The sequence below is a fragment of the Streptomyces sp. CA-250714 genome (genome assembly GCF_050936705.1).
GTDB lineage: Bacteria > Actinomycetota > Actinomycetes > Streptomycetales > Streptomycetaceae > Streptomyces.
Genome location: NZ_JBNJMI010000001.1, coordinates 4,045,164 through 4,063,001 on the forward strand (window position 1 = coordinate 4,045,164; position 17,838 = coordinate 4,063,001).

General features: G+C 70.4%; 20 protein-coding genes and 1 pseudogene. 13 read left to right on the top strand and 8 right to left on the bottom strand.

All coding sequences use genetic code 11. The annotated features are described in order from the left end of the window. Window positions 1–442 precede the first annotated feature (442 nt). Window positions 443–2,005, top strand: coding sequence for a replicative DNA helicase (gene dnaB / locus ACQEU8_RS18105; RefSeq protein ID WP_433101794.1), 1,563 nt, complete (start codon window positions 443–445; stop codon window positions 2,003–2,005). Between the two features lie 76 nt (window positions 2,006–2,081). On the opposite strand, the gene ACQEU8_RS18110 is transcribed toward dnaB, so the two are convergent. Then, complete coding sequence (locus tag ACQEU8_RS18110) at window positions 2,082–2,969, bottom strand: alpha/beta fold hydrolase (protein ID WP_433101796.1); 888 nt, start codon at window positions 2,967–2,969, stop codon at window positions 2,082–2,084. A 79-nt stretch (window positions 2,970–3,048) separates the two neighbouring features. Here ACQEU8_RS18110 and ACQEU8_RS18115 point away from each other — a divergent pair, with 79 nt between their 5' ends. Further along, window positions 3,049–4,026, top strand: a complete 978-nt coding sequence (locus tag ACQEU8_RS18115; protein ID WP_433101798.1) for a helix-turn-helix domain-containing protein — start codon at window positions 3,049–3,051, stop codon at window positions 4,024–4,026. 52 nt (window positions 4,027–4,078) lie between these two features. On the opposite strand, the gene ACQEU8_RS18120 is transcribed toward ACQEU8_RS18115, so the two are convergent. Then, on the bottom strand, window positions 4,079–4,648 hold the full coding sequence (locus tag ACQEU8_RS18120; RefSeq protein WP_433102495.1) for a DUF1062 domain-containing protein: 570 nt from the start codon (window positions 4,646–4,648) through the stop codon (window positions 4,079–4,081). 328 nt (window positions 4,649–4,976) lie between these two features. Here ACQEU8_RS18120 and ACQEU8_RS18125 point away from each other — a divergent pair. Next, window positions 4,977–5,078 (top strand): annotated as a pseudogene (locus ACQEU8_RS18125) (VOC family protein); the annotation flags it as partial. Window positions 5,079–5,118: 40 nt separating this feature from the next. Here the strand turns inward: ACQEU8_RS18125 and ACQEU8_RS18130 are convergent. Beyond that, complete coding sequence (locus ACQEU8_RS18130) at window positions 5,119–5,862, bottom strand: dienelactone hydrolase family protein (protein ID WP_433101800.1); 744 nt, start codon at window positions 5,860–5,862, stop codon at window positions 5,119–5,121. Between the two features lie 178 nt (window positions 5,863–6,040). On the opposite strand from ACQEU8_RS18130, the gene ACQEU8_RS18135 reads away from it, so the two are divergent. From ACQEU8_RS18135 to ACQEU8_RS18145, 3 genes are all read left to right on the top strand, one after another. Continuing rightward, window positions 6,041–6,973 (top strand): alpha/beta fold hydrolase, encoded by a 933-nt coding sequence (locus ACQEU8_RS18135; RefSeq protein ID WP_433101802.1) that lies wholly within the window; start codon window positions 6,041–6,043, stop codon window positions 6,971–6,973. Continuing rightward, window positions 6,957–7,754: a MerR family transcriptional regulator gene (locus tag ACQEU8_RS18140; protein ID WP_433101804.1), complete on the top strand. Its 798-nt coding sequence runs from the start codon at window positions 6,957–6,959 to the stop codon at window positions 7,752–7,754. The genes ACQEU8_RS18135 and ACQEU8_RS18140 overlap by 17 nt, the downstream gene beginning before the upstream one ends. Window positions 7,755–7,931: 177 nt before the next feature. After that, on the top strand, window positions 7,932–8,546 hold the full coding sequence (locus ACQEU8_RS18145; protein ID WP_433101806.1) for a class I SAM-dependent methyltransferase: 615 nt from the start codon (window positions 7,932–7,934) through the stop codon (window positions 8,544–8,546). Window positions 8,547–8,567: 21 nt separating this feature from the next. On the opposite strand, the gene ACQEU8_RS18150 is transcribed toward ACQEU8_RS18145, so the two are convergent. Then, window positions 8,568–8,843, bottom strand: a complete 276-nt coding sequence (locus tag ACQEU8_RS18150; protein ID WP_433101808.1) for a helix-turn-helix domain-containing protein — start codon at window positions 8,841–8,843, stop codon at window positions 8,568–8,570. Window positions 8,844–8,964: 121 nt separating this feature from the next. On the opposite strand from ACQEU8_RS18150, the gene map reads away from it, so the two are divergent. Next, window positions 8,965–9,732, top strand: a complete 768-nt coding sequence (map, locus tag ACQEU8_RS18155) for a type I methionyl aminopeptidase (RefSeq protein WP_433102497.1) — start codon at window positions 8,965–8,967, stop codon at window positions 9,730–9,732. A gap of 255 nt (window positions 9,733–9,987) precedes the next feature. Continuing rightward, window positions 9,988–10,524 carry a GNAT family N-acetyltransferase gene (locus ACQEU8_RS18160; protein ID WP_433101810.1) on the top strand — a complete coding sequence of 179 codons (537 nt, stop codon included), beginning with the start codon at window positions 9,988–9,990 and terminating at the stop codon, window positions 10,522–10,524. A gap of 64 nt (window positions 10,525–10,588) precedes the next feature. Here the strand turns inward: ACQEU8_RS18160 and ACQEU8_RS18165 are convergent, their stop codons facing one another. Beyond that, complete coding sequence (locus ACQEU8_RS18165) at window positions 10,589–11,173, bottom strand: CGNR zinc finger domain-containing protein (protein ID WP_433101812.1); 585 nt, start codon at window positions 11,171–11,173, stop codon at window positions 10,589–10,591. 76 nt (window positions 11,174–11,249) lie between these two features. Here ACQEU8_RS18165 and ACQEU8_RS18170 point away from each other — a divergent pair, with 76 nt between their 5' ends. Together ACQEU8_RS18170 and ACQEU8_RS18175 are read left to right on the top strand one after the other, a co-directional pair. Then, window positions 11,250–12,104: an alpha/beta fold hydrolase gene (locus ACQEU8_RS18170; RefSeq protein WP_433101814.1), complete on the top strand. Its 855-nt coding sequence runs from the start codon at window positions 11,250–11,252 to the stop codon at window positions 12,102–12,104. Window positions 12,105–12,371: 267 nt separating this feature from the next. Further along, window positions 12,372–12,920: a YunG family protein gene (locus ACQEU8_RS18175; RefSeq protein WP_433101816.1), complete on the top strand. Its 549-nt coding sequence runs from the start codon at window positions 12,372–12,374 to the stop codon at window positions 12,918–12,920. On the opposite strand, the gene ACQEU8_RS18180 is transcribed toward ACQEU8_RS18175, so the two are convergent. Further along, window positions 12,874–13,857 (bottom strand): quinone oxidoreductase family protein, encoded by a 984-nt coding sequence (locus ACQEU8_RS18180; protein WP_433101818.1) that lies wholly within the window; start codon window positions 13,855–13,857, stop codon window positions 12,874–12,876. The two genes, ACQEU8_RS18175 and ACQEU8_RS18180, sit on opposite strands and share 47 nt — an antisense overlap. Before the next feature lie 118 nt (window positions 13,858–13,975). Here ACQEU8_RS18180 and ACQEU8_RS18185 point away from each other — a divergent pair, with 118 nt between their 5' ends. Continuing rightward, entirely contained in the window at window positions 13,976–14,413 is a 438-nt protein-coding gene (locus ACQEU8_RS18185; RefSeq protein WP_433101820.1) for a MarR family winged helix-turn-helix transcriptional regulator, read from the top strand. 32 nt (window positions 14,414–14,445) lie between these two features. On the opposite strand, the gene ACQEU8_RS18190 is transcribed toward ACQEU8_RS18185, so the two are convergent. Both ACQEU8_RS18190 and ACQEU8_RS18195 read right to left on the bottom strand, forming a co-directional pair. Next, window positions 14,446–14,949, bottom strand: a complete 504-nt coding sequence (locus ACQEU8_RS18190; RefSeq protein WP_433101822.1) for an N-acetyltransferase family protein — start codon at window positions 14,947–14,949, stop codon at window positions 14,446–14,448. Window positions 14,950–14,992: 43 nt separating this feature from the next. Then, window positions 14,993–15,454: a MarR family winged helix-turn-helix transcriptional regulator gene (locus ACQEU8_RS18195; RefSeq protein WP_433101824.1), complete on the bottom strand. Its 462-nt coding sequence runs from the start codon at window positions 15,452–15,454 to the stop codon at window positions 14,993–14,995. Window positions 15,455–15,628: 174 nt separating this feature from the next. Between ACQEU8_RS18195 and ACQEU8_RS18200 the strand changes: the two genes are divergently transcribed. After that, a complete protein-coding gene (locus ACQEU8_RS18200; protein WP_433101826.1) occupies window positions 15,629–16,936 on the top strand; it encodes an MFS transporter in 1,308 nt (435 codons plus the stop codon). A 96-nt stretch (window positions 16,937–17,032) separates the two neighbouring features. After that, the gene (locus ACQEU8_RS18205; protein ID WP_433101828.1) at window positions 17,033–17,740 is read left to right on the top strand and encodes an HAD family hydrolase; all 708 of its coding nucleotides are present in this window, start codon (window positions 17,033–17,035) and stop codon (window positions 17,738–17,740) included. Window positions 17,741–17,838 lie beyond the last annotated feature (98 nt).

Consider the following 17,838-nt stretch of genomic DNA (forward strand, 5'->3'; position numbering starts at 1 on the left):
GCGCAAGGCTGGACTGCCGCTTACTTGACGGTGTACGCGACAGGTGTGAACACCCTCGGTGATCCTCCTGGGGGCACAGCGCCGAAGTTTTTTCCCCGCACAGCCGGTGGACGGTAAAGCAGCAGGTCAAGTGGGCTGCCGCAGAAGGTCGTACGAGTAATCCACAGCACTGTCCCCCGACTCGTGCACAGCTTTCGGCGGCTTCTCCACAGGTTGGCAGCGGCTGTCCACACCACCCTGTGGATAAGGTGATTGGCTGAACCGTACGGGCCACCTACCGTGTACCAGCGCCCGTTCCCCGTTCCCTCTCTCTTCACCGTCGCACCGACGCGCCGTAACCCGGGCCGGGCGGCTCGATTGCCAGCGTTTGTCAGTGCTGTGCCGTAAGACTGTGCCGTACGACGGGATCTGTGGGAGGACCGGTGGGAGGAGGCGAAGCGGGGTGACGCAGCAGCCCGAACACGTGGAAGACCCCTGGGCCGCCGACCTCGCCGCCGAGGGGAGCTTCCCGGTCGCAGCGCAGTCGCCGCAGCAGGCACCGCGCCGTCAGGGCAACGGCAACGGTGGTGGCGGATACGGCAATGGACCGGGCAACGGCTCCCGTGGCGGCTCCGGTGGCGACCGGTCAGCGCTCGCCCTCCCCGAGCAGCACGAACGTGGTGCCGAGGGCCCCGCCGGAGGGTTCGAGCGGGTCCCGCCGCAGGACCTGGAGGCGGAGAAGTCCGTCCTCGGCGGCATGCTGCTGTCCAAGGACGCCATCGCCGACGTGGTCGAGGTCCTCAAGGGCAACGACTTCTACCGGCCCGCCCACGAGACGGTCTATCAGGCCATCCTCGACCTCTACGCCAAGGGCGAGCCCGCCGACCCCATCACCGTCACCGCCGAGCTCACCCGCCGCGGCGAGATCGCCCGCGTCGGCGGACCCGGCTACGTCCAGTCCCTCGTCCAGGCCGTCCCCACGGCGGCCAACGCCGAGTACTACGCGGAGATCGTCCACGAGCGCGCCATCCTCCGCCGGCTGGTCGAGGCGGGCACCCGCATCACACAAATGGGTTATGCGGCGGACGGCGACGTGGACGACATCGTCAACGGTGCCCAGGCCGAGATCTACGCCGTCACCGAGCAGCGCACCTCCGAGGACTACCTCCCGCTCGGCGACATCATGGAGGGCGCCCTCGACGAGATCGAGGCCATCGGCTCCCGCAGCGGCCAGATGACCGGCGTCCCCACCGGCTTCACCGACCTCGACTCCCTCACCAACGGCCTGCACCCCGGCCAGATGATCGTCATCGCCGCCCGCCCCGCCATGGGAAAGTCGACCCTCGCCCTCGATTTCGCCCGCGCCTGCTCCATCAAGCACGCAATGCCCAGCGTTATCTTCTCGCTGGAGATGGGGCGGAACGAGATCGCGATGCGGCTGCTGTCCGCCGAGGCGCGGGTGGCGCTGCACCATATGCGGTCCGGGTCGATGACGGACGAGGACTGGACGCGGCTGGCGCGGCAGATGCCGCAGGTCACCGACGCTCCGCTGTACATCGACGATTCGCCGAACCTGTCGATGATGGAGATCCGCGCCAAGTGCCGCCGCCTCAAGCAGCGCAATGACCTCCAGATGATCGTCATCGACTACCTCCAGCTGATGCAGACGGGCGGTTCCCGCCGCCCCGAGAGCCGTCAGCAGGAGGTCTCGGAGATGTCCCGTAACCTCAAGCTCCTGGCCAAGGAGCTGGAAGTCCCGGTCATCGCCCTCTCCCAGCTCAACCGCGGTCCCGAACAGCGCACCGACAAAAAGCCGATGGTCTCCGACCTGCGTGAATCCGGCTCGATCGAGCAGGACGCGGACATGGTGATCCTGCTGCACCGCGAGGACGCCTACGAGAAGGAGTCCCCGCGCGCGGGCGAGGCGGACCTGATCGTCGCCAAGCACCGCAACGGCCCCACCGCCACCATCACGGTCGCCTTCCAGGGCCACTACTCGCGCTTCGTCGACATGGCGCAGACGTGAGCAGGATCCGACGCGGGGCTGAGACTTGCAGGTCGCAGGACGGAATCGTCAAGTGGCCTCGGGCTGTTGAGCGGCGTCAAGTGGCGTCGGGCTCTTGAGCGGCGAGCGTCTCGGCGAAGGTCAGGAGAAGTGCGGCGGTCCGTGGAGGTTCCTCCAGGATGGGGGTGTGTCCGGCGCCGGGCAGCAACTCGACTTTCGCGCCCGGAACGACGCGGTAGTCGGCTGCGGATGAGGGGCGCCATCTGCGGTCCTGGTCGCCGAAGATCACCAGCAACGGTTTGCCGAGGGCCATCAGCCGATCCGGGAGTGCCTTCTGGTTCAGATAGGCGGTGGACGCCTGCATTGCCGCGGTGACTGCGCGGTAGGTCATACCGCGCAAGTCTTCGACGAGTTCCGGTGGGACCGGGTGGCCCGGGCGGAAACCGGTGCTCGCGAACTGACGGATCTGCTCGTCGGTCGGTGGCCACTGCGCGGGGTCCATCGCGGTGGGCCCCGGCGCGATGAAGGCATCCATGCTGGGGCCGGTGCTGATGAGCACGAGCGCGGTCACCAGATCGGGTCGTTGCTCGGCGAGAGCGGTGGCGGCATAGCCACCGCTGGAGTGGCCGACGACGATGGCGTGCTCGACGCCGAGCCGGTCCAGTGCCGTGCTGATCCTGCGTGCCTGCTCGGGGATCGCGTAGTCGCCGCCGACCGGTTCGGCCGAGCGGCCATGCCCCGGTAGGTCGATCCGTAGGACGTGATGGGACGCGGCCAGCAGCGGAACCAGCGCATCCCATGAACGGCTTGACGTGGCGGATCCGTGGATGAGCAGGAGAGTGGGGGCGTCGCGAGGGCCGTCCTGGCGGACATGGATGTCGCCGTGCTCCAGGTGGAGGATCGCATCCTCGGTGGTGCCGCCGTCGCCGTGCACATGCGGGTTCCTGTCAGCGTTCACATGCGGGTTCCTGTCGGGAGGAGTCATGAGGCCACACTGGCTTCCGGAGTGCGCCGACGGCTTGTACGAATGTTCCCTTCTTGGCCCGCCCGCGTAGCATTCGACGATGGGGTCCACCACGAGTGAACGTGACGATCCTGCTGAGTGGGACGTCGTACGTCCGCGGCGGCCCAGCCGGGTGGCTGGTGTCGACATGGCCGGGTTCCGGGTCCCGGCCCTCGTCGGCGGGCTGCGGGTGGTCCCACATCCGGCCGTGATGCTGATCCTGGAGTTCGGGGCGGGCGCGCCCACTGTGGACGACGGCGCTGGACGGCGACATCGGGGAAGTCTCGTCGCAGGGCCCGGGTTCGGCTCCGGAGGCGGGGTTCGGGCGTGGGGCGAGCATGTCGAGTGCGTGCAGGTGCGCCTGTCTCCGGTGATCGCAGGTATGGCTCTGGGCGCCTGCCCAGCTGAGCTGGCCGGTTCCCCGGTGTCCCTCGATGATCTGTGGGTCAGGGAGGCGTCACGGATACGCGAGAGACTGGGCGAAATCCCCTCGTGGGAGGGCCGCTTCGCGTTCACGGAGGCAGTTCTCGTCCGCCGTCTCGCCCGCCGTCTTGAGGCCCGGACGTCGGTGGACCCGGCGGTGGCCTGGGCCTGGAACCGGATCGTGGTCAGCAGGGGCCTTCTCCGGGTCGACCACCTGGCGGCCGAACTCGGATGGAGCCGCAAGCGTCTGTGGTCCCGGTTCCACTCGCACATCGGCATTCCGCCCAAATACGCCGCGAAGCTGGTCCGGTTCGACCACGCCGTGCACCGTCTGGTCGCGGGTGAGGGCGCGGCCCGAGTCGCGGCGGATGGTGGCTACTGCGATCAGTCCCACCTGCATCGGGACGTCACGGCGTTGACCGGCTCAACGCCGACGACCGTGGTGGGAGAGCCGTTTCTTACGGTGGACGACCGCGCGTGGCCGGCCGTGGCCGGCGGATCTTGCGTACCCCGCAATGGGGGCTGCGCTTGCCCACCCTGCTCCCCCAAGCTCTTCGAGCAGGGGGTACCCCCAAGGCGCAGACTGCCCAAGCACAGCAGGGGGATGTGCCCCTGACGGGGCGCGGGGAGCGATGCCGGGTACGCGAGATCCGCCGGTTATGCCCTACTCAGCGTTTGAGTATGAAGGTGAAGTCGTCGGAGAGCTTGCCGGTCAGTCGGGATGCCGAAACGAGGTTCCCCTCCTTGATCAATCTCTCGACCTCGGCCCGCGGAAGGCCGCAGCCTTCAGCTATCAGCTGTACCGGCCGGACGGGTATGCGCGCCGCGAAGTGGACCGAGACGTCGATCTTCCCCGAGTTCTCGGCTTCTCCCGGCAGGCTCCGGTGATCCGGTCCGCCGGTGTCGAGGCGCCAGGCGTTGTCCCAGTCGAGGGCGATGCGATTGCGGCGCCGTACGGCCGGATCCTGGAGCAGCTCGGCTGTCAGGCCAGGGTCGTTGTCATGCAGCCGGTCCAGCAGCTCGGGTCGTATGGAGCGCACATTCATCCGCTCCAGGACCGTGAGCTTCGCGGTTTCCCCGCAGGCGGTACAGAGCACGAGGAGCCAGGCGTCGAGGAGCTTGTGGTTTGCGTTGACGCGAAATTTTCCGCTTGCCCGGAAGCGCTCGGACGCGCACGTGTGGCAACGGCGGAGAACGAGAGGCAGGCAGGTGGGCACGACCGCCCAGTTTGTGAGCACGAAGTACACCGGTTTCAGTGAGAAGTCCGCAGCAAAAAGGAGCGCGGCGCACATGCGCGACGCGCGACGATTCAGCGCTTGGGAGGTCTCACAGGGTGTACAACGGCATGTCCTTGGCCAGACGACTTGGACCGGCAGCACGGTAATGGCGCACAGCGGTGCTGCTCCACTGGTTTTCGAGAGTCTCACCGCGGCCTTGAGGAGCCTCGAAGCTGTCTGCACGTCAGCCGCACTCACCAATGGTCCCGAACCCCTGGCCCGTTTAAGCTCGGCGAATGACCTTGGAATGGGAGCAGGTGCTGGTTCACTCGGTGGATCCGGTGGCGTTGGCGCGCGGCGGGTCGACATCGGCCAGGGCGACCAGTCGTGGGTCGTATTGGCAGACCCTGAAGGCAACGAGTTCTGCGTCCTCGGCCAGCGGCGTCAGTAAGTGGAAGAAGCCCATGACGTCGGCAGTCTGACGCTCCAGCTCACTCCGTCACGGGAACGGGCACAGGCACAGGCACGCTCTCGGCGAGCAGGTTGACGATGTCGTGCCAGGCTCGCTGCGCGTGCTGCGGGTGGTAGCCGACGCCGGGGACCGTGGGGTGGTCGACCGGCGGGTGGTGGAAGGCGTGCAAGGCGCCGCCGTAGACCGCGAGGCGCCAGTCGACGCCCGCGGCCTGCATCTCGGCGGCGAAGGCGTCCCGTTGGGCGGGCGGCATGATCGGGTCTTCCGACCCGACCCCGGCCCACACCGGGCAGCGAATGCGCGCTGCCTCGCCCGGTCGGCCCGTGGTAGTTGCGTTGACTGTCCCGATCGCGCGCAGGTTGACGCCGTCGCGCCCGAGTTCCAGCGCGATCGCGCCCCCGGTGCCGTAGCCGACGGCGGCGATCCGGTCGGGGTCGGTCCGCGGTTCGGTGCGCAACACGTCGAGCGCCGCGTGGCCGATACCCCGCATCCGGTCGGGGTCGGCGAGCAGCGGCATGCAACGGGCCAGCATCTCCTCGGGGTCGCCCAAATAGCGCCCGCCGTGAAGGTCGAAGGCCAGCGCTATGTATCCCAGCTCGGCGAGAGCATCGGCCCGGCGGCGCTCGACGTCGCTGAGTCCCATGCCCTCTGGTCCGAGCAGCACCGCGGGCCGGCGGTCGACACCGGCGGGGAGCGCGAGGTGCCCGATCATCGTCAGGCCGTCGGCCGGGTATTCGACTGTGCGCGCCGTGATCGTCGTCATGAGACTGGACTGTAGTGATCGTCGGGCCCGGGCGGGCCGGTCTTCACCGTCGGCAGAACAGCGCGGTCACCGGGCAGCGGACCTGCGACCTACAGGTGTCGCGGAGCCCCGCGTTCTGCGGGAACCCAGAACGCGACGGTTGACCCCGACGCAGCGTCAACCTCCCAGCATGGTCGGCATGACGACGAGAACCGGTGCGATCACGGGTATGCCGAGCGGCGACGACGGGGAGCGGGACGAGAGGGGCGGCAGGACAGTGCGGCACAGGGTGCGGCACTTCACCGTCCACCACGACGGCGTCACGATCCCGGTGTCCCGTGGCGGCCGGGGCCGACCGCTGGTCCTGTGCCCGGGACTGAACTCGACACAGGCCGACCTGCACGAGCTGACCGGGCTCCTGCGGCGCGACCACGACGTGGTGACGTTCGACCTTCGGGGCCATGGCCTCGCCTCGGCCGCCGACCGGTACTCCTTCGACGCGTTTCTGAGTGATCTCGGCGCCGTGCTGGCGGAGCCGGGATGTCTCGGCCTGCCCTCGGCGCCCGTGCTCGTCGGCTACTCGCTGGGCGCGGACCTGGCCGTGCACCATGCCTCCGAGCACCCGGACACCGTCGCCGGGCTGGTCCTCATCGACGGGGCGAACCCGTTGCCCGAACCGTTCATCACCGCCGTTGACCTGGCAGGATTCCGTACGATGGCGGAGGATCTGGCGACGGGGCAAGAGGCCGAGCGGATCAGGGGCACCGCGCGTCAGGTCTCGCTCACCGCGCAGGACATCCATGGACTGAACCTCGAAATGGATGTGATCCGGTCCGGGCTCCTCGACCGGTACCGGAAGATCGACTGCCCCATCAGCATGGTCATGTCGTCCGCGATCGCCGGTGACAGCGGCGAAGGGCGCGCACCGCGGCACAATCGGCTCTGGCGGGCCGGTGTTGAGCGGCTCGTCCGCGAGCAGCCGCACATCTCCACGTCCTGGCTCGACGCCGACCACCGGCTGGTCTTCACCCACGCCCCGGAAGTCGCCGAGCTCATTCTCAGCCACACCACCGGGTCGGCAGGCCGACCGGTCGAACTCGCAGGAGAACGGACCGATGCTGACGATCGGTGAGCTGGCGTCGTATGCCGGGGTGACGGTGCGCGCGGTGCGGCACTATCACGCCAAGGGGCTGCTGCCGGAGCCGGAACGGGATCACTCCGGCTACCGGCGGTACGGCGCCGGCGCCGTGGTCGAGCTGATCAGGATCCGGACCCTCGCCGAGGCCGGGGTCCCGCTGGCGCGCGTACGGGAGCTGCTCCAGGCCGACGAGGAGGAGTTCGCCGCGGCTGTCTCGGACATCGACAAGCGGCTGCGGGCGGAGATCCGGGAGCGGCAGCGGCACCGCGAGCGGATCGCCCGCCTCGCCGCCGGGGACAACCTGGCGCTGCCTGGCGACGTGATCGAGTTCCTCGACCGACTGCGGGCGCTCGGGGTCGACGAGCGGATCGTCCAGGTCGAACGCGACGGCTGGATCCCGCTGGCCGCGCACTCGCCGGAGCGGGTCCCGGAGTGGGTGGCCCGTAAGCGGGAGCAGATCGCCGACCCGCAGCTCGTCGACTTCTATCTCACCCTGGGCCAGGCCCTCGACCGGACCGATGACGACCCGCGGCTGGTCGAGCTGGCCGACAAGCTGGCCGCCTACCTCTCGCGGATGGCCGACGAGCAGGGCGAGGACTACGTCGGCGACGCCGATATCGAGCCACCGTTCGCCAAGCTGATGGACACGCTGGCGTTCGACACCGCGCCGCCGGCCCGTCGGCTGATCGAGCTGCTGAAGGAGCGGGGCTGGACGGGCTGGACGAAGCTCGAACGCGTGGGCCCGGCACGGGATGCGGCCGGAACCGGCCAGTGAGACACCACGGCCCGCCGGTGGCCACGCTTTTGCGGGTTCGGCAACAAACTTTGCCGACTGGTCGCTGTGGGTCCAGCTTGGGGGCGGAGGCGCCACCGCCTTCGGCAGTGGAGGCGCCTTCGGCAGCGGAGGCCACCGCCTCCGGCAACTGCCCGCCGAGCAGCTGAGGGACGGACCATGGACGCACAATTCTGGGACGAGAGGTACGGCAGCCGCGACCGGCTCTTCAGCGGTGCCCCCAACGGGGTGCTCGTCGCCGAAGCCGACGGGCTGCCGCCGGGACGGGCGCTGGATGTGGGGTGCGGGGAAGGCGGCGACGCACACTGGCTGGCCCGGCGCGGCTGGCAGGTCACCGCGGTCGACATCTCGCGGATCGCGCTGCGACGCGCCGCCGACGGTGCGGAGGCAGCCGGCGCCGACATCGCAGGCCGGGTGGTGTGGGAATGCGCGGACCTGACCGCAACGCCGCCGCCCGCCGACGCGTTCGACCTGGTGTCCGTCCAGTACTTCCCGTTGCCGCGCCGCCCGGACCACGCGGCGCTGCGCGGTCTGCTGGCCGCCGTCGCACCCGGCGGCACCCTGCTCTTCGTCGGCCACGACCTCGCCGACCTGCCTCCGCGCCTGGAGGACGGCATCGTCCCCGCCGACTACTACCAGCCCGAGGAGATCGCCGGGCTCCTCGACGACAACTGGGCCGTCCTGATCAACGAAACCCGGCCGCGCACCGCTCCCGCCCCCGCCGGCACACACCACACCCACGACACCGTCCTGCGAGCGCGCCGCGTGCGGTGATCCGGTGCCCCGCGCGAGGGTTCAGGCCGACAGCGCGGGGTCGTCCCATCCGGCGTCCTGGGCGCAGGCGGCGGCCAGCTCGTCCAGGGACATGCCGAGGGCGACGGCCAGCGCTGACACGGTGAAGAAGGCCGGGGTCGGGGCACGGCCGGTCTCGATCTTGCGCAGCGTCTCGGCGGACACTCCCGCCGCCGAGGCGACCTCCACCATGCTGCGTTCGCCGCGCGCCTGACGCAGCAGCGCGCCCAACTGCTCGCCGCGCTGCCGTTCCCAAGGGGTCAAAGGAGTCCGCACCATGCCCGTGATACTAATACCGGTATAAGAATTGGCTCCGGGGCCGGGTCCGGGTGCGCGCCAGGCGTGCGTCAGGCGTGCGCCAGGTGTGCCCGGTTCGGTGGCGGACGAGGAGATGCGGGGCATGGTGGAGATCAAGACCGAAGCGGCACTTGAGGCGATGCGCGAGGCCGGGCGTGTTGTGGCGCAGGCACTCGCCGCCGTCCGCGACGCGGCAGCCGTGGGAGTGTCCCTGCGGGAACTGGACGAAGCGGCCCGTACCGTCCTGGACAAGGCCGGTGCCCGCTCCCCCTTCCTCGGCTACCGGCCCTCCTTCGCCCCCACCCCGTTCCCCGCGGTCATCTGCACCTCGGTCAACGACGCCGTCTCCCACGGCATACCCACCGACTACCGGCTGCGCGACGGCGATCTGGTCAGCATCGACTGCGGCGCCGAACTCGACGGCTGGACCGGTGACGCCGCCATCACCTTCACCGTGGGTACTCCGCGGCCGGCTGACCGGGAGCTGATCGACTCCACCCAGCAGGCCCTCGACGCCGGCATCGCAGCCGCCCGGCCGGGAAACCGCATCGGCGACATCTCGCACGCCGTCGACACGGTGGCCCAGGCAGCGCGCTGCGGTATGCCCGCCGACTTCGGCGGCCACGGCATCGGCAGGCGTATGCACGAAGACCCCCACGTCCCCAACCGGGGGCGGCCCGGCCGCGGTTTCCCCCTCAGGCCCGGGCTGGCCCTCGCCATCGAGCCGATGCTCATGGCCGGTGGCCGCGACGAGTACCGCGTCGGCGGCGACGGTTGGACTCTGCTGACCGTCGACGGCAGCCGAGCCGCCCACATCGAACACACCATCGCCGTCACCGAGGAGGGGCCCCGCATTCTGACCCTTCCGTGACCGCGGCACAGGGGTGCGGCGTTCTGACGCCGGGGGGGGAGTCGACAAAGCCGTTGCCCGGACGGGGAGGTGTTGTTAGCGTCCCGGCAGCGCGAGGCGCACCGCGAGAGGCGTGGATGCGTGAGCACGGACAGCGTGAGTACGGACAGGGAGGTTGATGAATATGGCCGCCGTCGGCCGTCATCAGCATGCCCTTGTCCGGCCCGCGCGATAGGAGAGCGCGGTCCGGATCGTTCCGACGATCAGGAGTGACGCGTGTCTTCCTCTTCCTCCCCCTCTTCCCCCGATGCCTCAACTCCCGCTGCTGCTGCCGCGGATCTCGTCACCGAGCGGCTTGTGCTGCGGCCGTGGACCACGGCCGATGTGGCCGCGGTGCTCAGTGACGTCAGGTCCGAGCGGTGGGCGGCCGACTTTCCCGCCGAAGGCGACAGCGTCGTCGCCGGCCTCTTCGCACAGTTCCCCGCGTGGCTCGGCGGCTATGGCCACCGCCTGGTCATCGAGCGGGATACCGGCCTGGTGGTGGGCTCGATCGGCCTGTTCTGGCCGCCGACCGAGGGCGCACTGGAGATCGGCTACGGCGTGGTCGGCTCCCGCCGTGGCCGGGGCTACGCCGCCGAGGCGACTCGCGCCCTGACGGAGTTCGCCTTCACCGCGCCCGAAGTCCGCACTGTGTTCGCCGACGTGGAGCCGGCGAACCCCGCCTCGCTCCGGGTGCTGGAGAAAGCGGGGTTCCGGCGCACGGCAGCCCAGGACGGAGTGGTCCGCTACAGCTGTACGAGGTCGGCTGTGTGAGGTCGGCTGTGTGAGGCGGGCCCTGGGCTCCGGCCCCGGGCACACCACCGGTGGGGAGCGGCCGTCAGGGCCCTCCCCGCCGGTTGCCGCGGGCGCGGTGGTTGGCCACGTTCCTGCGGTTGCCGCACAACTCCGGCATGCAGTAGCGGCGACGTCCCGCTCGGCTGGTGTCGATGAATGCGCCGTCGCAGTCCGGAGCGGCACAGCCGCGGAAACGGGCGGCGCCCAGAGTGCGCAGGGTGCCGAGAACGCCGACGGCGGACAGCGCGGCGAGCCGCACCTGGGGAGCCGCGTCCGGTGCCGTGTGTACGTACCACTGCCAGCTTCCCGCCTCGTCACGCGCGAGGCGGGCGCCCAGCGTGCTGCGGCTCAGCAACGCATTGGCGGCGGCGGCCATTTCCGTCTCGCTGTCGTACTCCAACATGGCGCGCAGCTCGTCGCGCAGGGTGTGGACGGCCAGCACGTCAGCGGTGCTCGGGGCGGAGCCGGTCCGGTCGGCCGGGGCCGGGACCTGGTGCTCGGTGAGGAAACGGCTGAGCGCCTCGGGGTCGGGCAGGGCCTCACCCGCGCTTCTGACCCGGGGCGAGGTGTTGACCAGATCGGTGGCCGTCCCGGCTCCCCAGCCGTAATCGGAAAAGAGAATCTGCACGCCTTACTCCCTGCCGTCGTGACTGCTACCGTAACCGGAGAATTGAAATTCTACCCCTTACGCGGGAGTGATCGGCATGGTCGGCATGTGGACGAGCACGAGCACGGTTACGGATTCGGGTACGGCGCGGCCGGTCCGGGTGTCCGGCGGCGAAGTGGCCACGTACGTCATGGGGGATGGGCCGCCCGTCGTGCTGACCCACGGTTCTCCCGCGTCGTCCTATCTGTGGCGCGAGGTCGCTCCCGTACTCGCGCGCGATCACACCGTCCATGTCTGGGACCTGCTCGGATACGGGGATTCCCGGGCGGCGGAGGGTGTCGCGCCGACCATCGCGCGGCAGGCCCGTACGTTGGCCGAACTCGCCGCCCACTGGGGCATCGACGACGGGACGGCCTTGCTGGTCGGGCACGACATCGGGGGCGGGGTGGTCATGCGCGCGTATCTGCTGGAGGGGCTGGCCGCCGCGCGGCTCGCGCTGGTGGACGCGGCAGTGCTCGGGCCCTGGAACACCCCCTTCACCGAGCATCAGCAGCGGCACGCTGAGGTCTACCGCACCATGCCCGCGGACATCTTCGGCGACCTCGTCGCCGCCCGCTTCGCCTCGGCGACCCACCACCCCATGCCGCCCGAGGTCGCCCGCGCGTACGCCGCGCCGTGGCAGGGGGCCGACGGGCAGCGCCGCTGGCTCGATCAGGTCGAGGCCGTCAGCTTCGAGGACACCCGCGAAGTGGTGGACCGGCTCGGTGAGGTGGCGGTGCCGTCGCTGGTGCTGTGGGGCGCGGAGGACCGCTGGCTCGCTCCACGTACCGCGGACCTGCTGGCCGCCGCGATCCCGGGCGCCCGGCGGGAGTTGATCCCCGGCGGCGGCCACTTCCTGCCGGAGGACCGACCGCTGGAGACGGCACACGCACTGAGGCGCTTCGCTGCGTGATACGGGCGGGGTGATGCGGGCGAGGTGACGTAGCCGGGACATAGGCATCGGCATACTGGCCGGTCGGTACGCCGGTCGGTACGGCCGCTCGATGCGGGCCGCTGCATCTCGATACGGGCCGCTGGATACGGACCGCTCGTTCCGGGCCGCTCGATACGGGCCAGTTGTTGCGGGATGCCTGATTCCGTCGGCGTCCTCGGTCGGAGATCCACGGTGTGACGCGGTCGGCAGGGGTCGTTGTCAGTGGGGTGGGGCATGCTTGCGGACATGAGTGTGGATGCGGTCGGGGTTTCCGGTGTGGGCGTGGGTGCTTCGGAGTTGGGCCGGATCGAGGGGGCGTTGCGGGCGTCCTGGGGCGCGGACACCTGCTCCCCGGAGGACCTGGCCCGCGCCGGCTGGAGTCCGGCGAACCCCGCGCGGGGGCAGTGCGATGTGACGGCGCTGGTCGTGCACGACCTGCTCGGCGGGCAGCTGATGTGCGGGGAGGTGTATGCGGAGAACGGTGAGCGGCAGGGTTTCCACTGGTGGAACAGGCTGCCTGACGGCTCCGAGATCGATCTCACCCGTGACCAGTTCCATGCGGGTCAGGTCGTCATGGAGGGGGTCTCCGTGCCCCGCCCGATGGGGCACTCGCTGCGCAGAGCCGCGGAGTACGCACTGCTTCGCGGGCGGGTCTGGGAGCGGCTCGGCCTCCAGACCGGGGGCGCGGCGGGGGCCGGTGGCATAGCGCAGGGCGCGTGCGGATCGGGGCCCCGGGGCGGGGCGGCTGTCAGGGGATCAGCAGCACCTTGCCGAGGTTTGCGCGGCGCTGGATGAGGTCGTGCGCCTCTGCCGCCCGCTCCAGCGGGAGCGCGGCGGCGACGGCGGCGCGCAGGGTGCCCGCCGCGTGCAGCCGCCACAGCTCCCGGCACCAGGCGGCGTAGCGGTCGGGCTGGTCCCGGGCCGTGCGGCCGATCTGGAAGCCGGTCACCGATTTGGCGCCGATCAGCAGCTGATGGGCGTCGACGGTACCGCCGCCCGAGCTGTAGGCGATCAGTCGGCCGTGGTCGGCCAGTGCGCGGACGGCGGGGGTGAGCAACTCGCCGCCGACGGCGTCCAGTACGTAGTCGGCGGGTTCGGTCGCGTCCGGCCTGCCGAGGTCGTCGTAGCCGATGACCGCGTCGGCGCCCAGGTCGCGGAGGAACGCCCCCTTGGCGCCCGGATCGCTGACGGCCGCGACGACGCGGGCGGCGCCGCCGTGCAGCCGGGCCAGCTGGACGGCGAGATGACCGGCGCCGCCGGCAGCGGCGGTGATCAGCGCGGTCTCGCCGGGCCGGGGCCCCGCGGCCTCCAGTGCGCCGATCGCCACGAGCCCGCCGCGCAGCAGTGCCACGGCTTCGCGCGCTGTCGCGTGTGCGGGGACCGGGGTGGCCATGGAGGTGTGCAGCAGGGCGAATTCGGCGTACGCGTCGCCGAAGCAGAGCCCGGTGACGCGGTCGCCCGGCGCGAGACCTTCTTCCGGACGGGATCCGGGGGTGCCCGCGGCCGGTCCGACCGCCTCGATCGTCCCGGCGACCTCGCCGGACACCGGCTGTGGTTCGGTACGGGCCTCGGCGTCGGTGTGTGACGCGGCTCCGGCTGTGCGGAGATTGCGGATGGCGGGGAGGGTGACGCCGATGGCCTCGGTACGGATGAGGAGCTCGCCCGGTCCGGGGACGGGGCGGGGGACTTCTTGGAGGGTGAGCGTGCCGGAGGTATGGCGGACGCGACGCATGGGACTCCCGGTGTGATGGCTTCTGATTACCGTGGGGCGCACCAACGATAAACAAGAAACCCTGGGGAACACCAACGAATATCCGTGGGGGTTCCCCACGGTCCCGTACGCTGGAGTCATGCCCGAGACGCCACCCGCCCCCACGCTGATCCGTACGCTGCCGAGCTGGCTGCTCGGCCGGGCCGCGGCGCGCGGGCGCGCGCTCGTCGCCGAGGCGCTGGCCGAGGAGGGGCTGCGGATGTGGCACCACGTGGTGCTGGCCGCCGCCTCCGATCACCAGCCCGTGGCCCAGGCGGAGCTCGCCCGCAGCGTGGCGCTCGACCCCAAGGACGTCGTCGGCATTCTCAACGACCTGCAGCAGGACGGCTATGTGCGGCGCGAGCCGCACCCCGAGGACCGGCGCAAGAACGCCGTACGCCTCACCCCCGAAGGCGAGCGGCTGCTGGCGCGGTGCGCCGCGGCGGCCGAACGCGCCAACGACGCGCTGCTGGAAGGCTTTTCCGCGCGCGAACGCGCCGACTTCCTGGCGATGCTGGAGCGCGCGGCCCGCGTATGAGGGTGCGGCCCACCAGGGACGGCCGCTGGCTCTCAGGCCAGCGGCATCTTGAAGCCGAGGTGTGACGCCTGGAAGCCCAGGCGCTCATAGAAGCGGTGTGCTTCGACGCGGGTGGCGTCGGAGGTGAGCTGCACCAGCGCACACCCCAGGCGCCGGGACTCGTCGACGGCCCACTCGATGAGCCGGGTGCCCAGTCCGCTGCCGCGGAGATCGGTGTGGATCCGTACCGCCTCGATGAGGGAGCGGGCGGATCCGCGCCGGGACAGGCCGGGGATGACGGTGAGGTGCAGGGTGCCGACCGTCCTGCCGCCGAACTCGGCGACGACGAGATGCTGGTTGGAGTCGGCGGCGATCCGGTCGAACGCGGCGCGGTACGGGGCGAGATCCGACGGGGTCTCCCGGCCGGCGCCGAGCGCGTCGTCGGCGAGCAGGGCGACGATCTCGGGGAGGTCCTCGGCGGTCGCCCGGCGGACGGCGAACTCCTCGTCGGGCGGCTCCTGCGGGCGGGCTGCCGAGCCGCTGGAAGTCGTGGTCATCCTCCGCACCATACGCCCAGGTGTACGGACGGCCGCAGCCGCCTCAGTCCTGGGGTCCGCTGTGGGCGAGGGTGCGGACGGCCGCGGCCAGCGGGGCCAGTTCGGGCCGGGCCTCCGCCGCGGCGAGGGCTTCCTTGAGCGCCACGTCATGGGTGGGGCGTGCCGCGTCCAGCAGGGCGTGGCCCTCCTCGGTCACGTCCGTGTAGATACCGCGCCGGTCGTCGGGGCACAGATAGCGCCGCAGCAGTCCGCGGTCCTCGAGCCGGCTGACCAGCCGGGTCGTGGCGCTCTGACTGAGTACGACGGCGTCGGCGAGCTGGTTCATACGGAAGTGGCCGCCGTCCCCGTCGTGCTGCTCGCTCAGCACGTCCAGCACGGAGAACTCGCGCACGCTGAGCTCGTGTGCGGCCTGGAGCTCCCGTTCGATGTGCGCCTCGATACGGCCGTGCAGCGCGGAGAGCGCGCACCAGCCGTGCGCGAGACCGAGGTCGGCGCGACGTGACATGAGCGGCTCCTCTCCTGGCGGCTCCGCGCCCCGCCACAGGGCGCAGCTCCCAGGTTAGGTCATCCCGCCGCTTCGCAATATACGGCGCTTGCATATATCCAGCGCCTGCAATTAATGTCGACGTGTGTAATCGCCATGCGCACTGATCCCCCCACCCCCATGGAAGGCTCCCTCATGCCTCTCGCCCTGCTGGCGCTCGCCATCGGCGCCTTCGGCATCGGGACGACCGAGTTCGTGATCATGGGCTTGCTGCCCGAGGTCGCCGCCGAGTTCGGTGTCTCCATCCCCACGGCCGGCTATCTGGCCTCCGGCTATGCGATCGGGGTGCTGCTGGGCGCCCCCGTCTTCGCCGTGCTCGGCACCCGGATGTCCCGCAAGCGGATGCTGATGCTGCTGATGGGACTGTTCATCGTGGGCAACCTGGTCTCCGCGATCGCGCCCGTCTTCGGCGTGATGCTCGCGGGCCGGGTCATCGCCTCACTCGCGCACGGTGCCTTCTTCGGCATCGGCTCGATCGTCGCGGCCGGGCTCGTGGCCCCGCACCGCAAGGCCGCCGCCATCTCGCTGATGTTCACGGGGCTGACCCTCGCCAATGTGATCGGTGTGCCGCTCGGGACCATGCTGGGACAGCAGGCGGGCTGGCGGCTCACGTTCGTGGCCGTCGCCGCGCTGGGGGTGCTGGGGCTGGCGGGCGTCGCCGCGCTGGTGCCGCAGGACGTCCCGGAGCCCCGGAACGCCGCTTCGGCCGGCGGCCGGATCCGTGGTGAGCTGGCCGCCTTCCGCAACGTCCAGGTGCTGCTGGCGATGGGGATGACGGTGCTCGGCTTCGGCGGGGTCTTCGCCGCGATCACCTACATCGCGCCGATGATGACGGACGCGGCCGGATACGCCGACACCTCGGTGACCTGGCTGTTGGTGCTCTTCGGCGTCGGCATGGTCGCCGGGAACCTGGTCGGCGGCCGGTTCGCGGACCGGGCGCTGCTGCCGATGCTGTACACGGCGCTGATCGCGCTGACCGTCGCGCTGGCGGCGTTCACCTTCACCGCGCACGACAAGGTGGCGGCGGCGGTCACGCTCACGCTGATCGGCGCGTTCGGCTTCGCCACGGTCCCGCCGCTGCAGAAGCGGGTGCTCGACCAGACGGCGAGCGCGCCGACGCTCGCCTCCGCGATGAACATCGGCGCCTTCAATCTGGGCAATGCGCTCGCCACTTGGCTCGGCGGCCTGGTACTCGGCGCCGGCTGGGGCCCCACCTCCCCCAACCTCGCCGGCGCCACCCTGGCCCTCGCCGCCCTAGCCCTGGCGGTGACCTCAGCCCTGCTGGAACGGTCGGCTGCAGCGCGGACCAGCGCTTACCCGGCGGTTCCTGAATGCCCCGCAATGGGCGCTGCGCTTGCCCACCCTGCGCCCCTGGGGGCACCTCCCGGCCGGAGGCTGGGGGAGCAGACTGCCCAAGCACAGCAGGGGACCCGCGCCCCGTAAGGGGCGCGGGGAACTGCGCGAGCAACCACAACGCACCCGCAGTCCGCGTCGAACAGACAGGGGCACCCCCTCCCGTACGGCCGTACGATCGCGGGTATGCATGCGAATGCGACCAATCGATCGGGGCCGGGGCCACAGCCCCGGCCCCGGCTGCATCTCTTCGACCTCGACGGCACCCTCCTGTACGGCTCGGCCGCCTCCGTCGAGATATCCCAGCAACTCGGCGTCGAGCGAGAGATCAGAGAGCTCGAACGCGCCTTTGCGGAACGCAAACTGACGCCCGATCGGTTCGCCCTCCAGGCATGCGCGTTGTGGTCCGCGCTCAACGACGAGATCGTGAGTGCAGCCTTCGCCCAAGCGCCGTGGTTGGCGGGAATTCGGGAGGTGTGGGCGGACATCAGGGCGAACGGGGAGCGCTGTGCGGTGATTTCGCTCTCGCCGGATTTCTTTGTACGCCGACTACAGGATTGGGGGGCCGAGGTTACCCACGGTTCACGGTGGCCGGAGGTTCCTCGCGCAATTCCGAACGGAAGTACGAAGTATCCGACGCGTCCCCTCGATCCGGCCGGCATTCTTTCGCCGTCGTCCAAGGTCAAGATCGCGAAGCAGCTGTGCGCCCAATTCGGCGTTCGGGCCGAGGACTGCGTGGCCTACGGCGACTCCCTGTCCGACGCCGAACTGTTCGCCGCCGTCCCGGTCTCCGTCGCGGTAAACGCCGACCAGCACGTCCGCTCCCTCGCTTCGCACCACTACACCGGTCGTGATCTCCGGGATGCCTACGGACTCGTCTCCCTGGCACGGTAATTCATGTTCGTGTTCCGAATGACGGAATTCACCGGAACCACGGACAGGGGTTGTGGCGTGAAGGCTTCACGGTATGGTCGGTTCCCTCCCGCATCGTG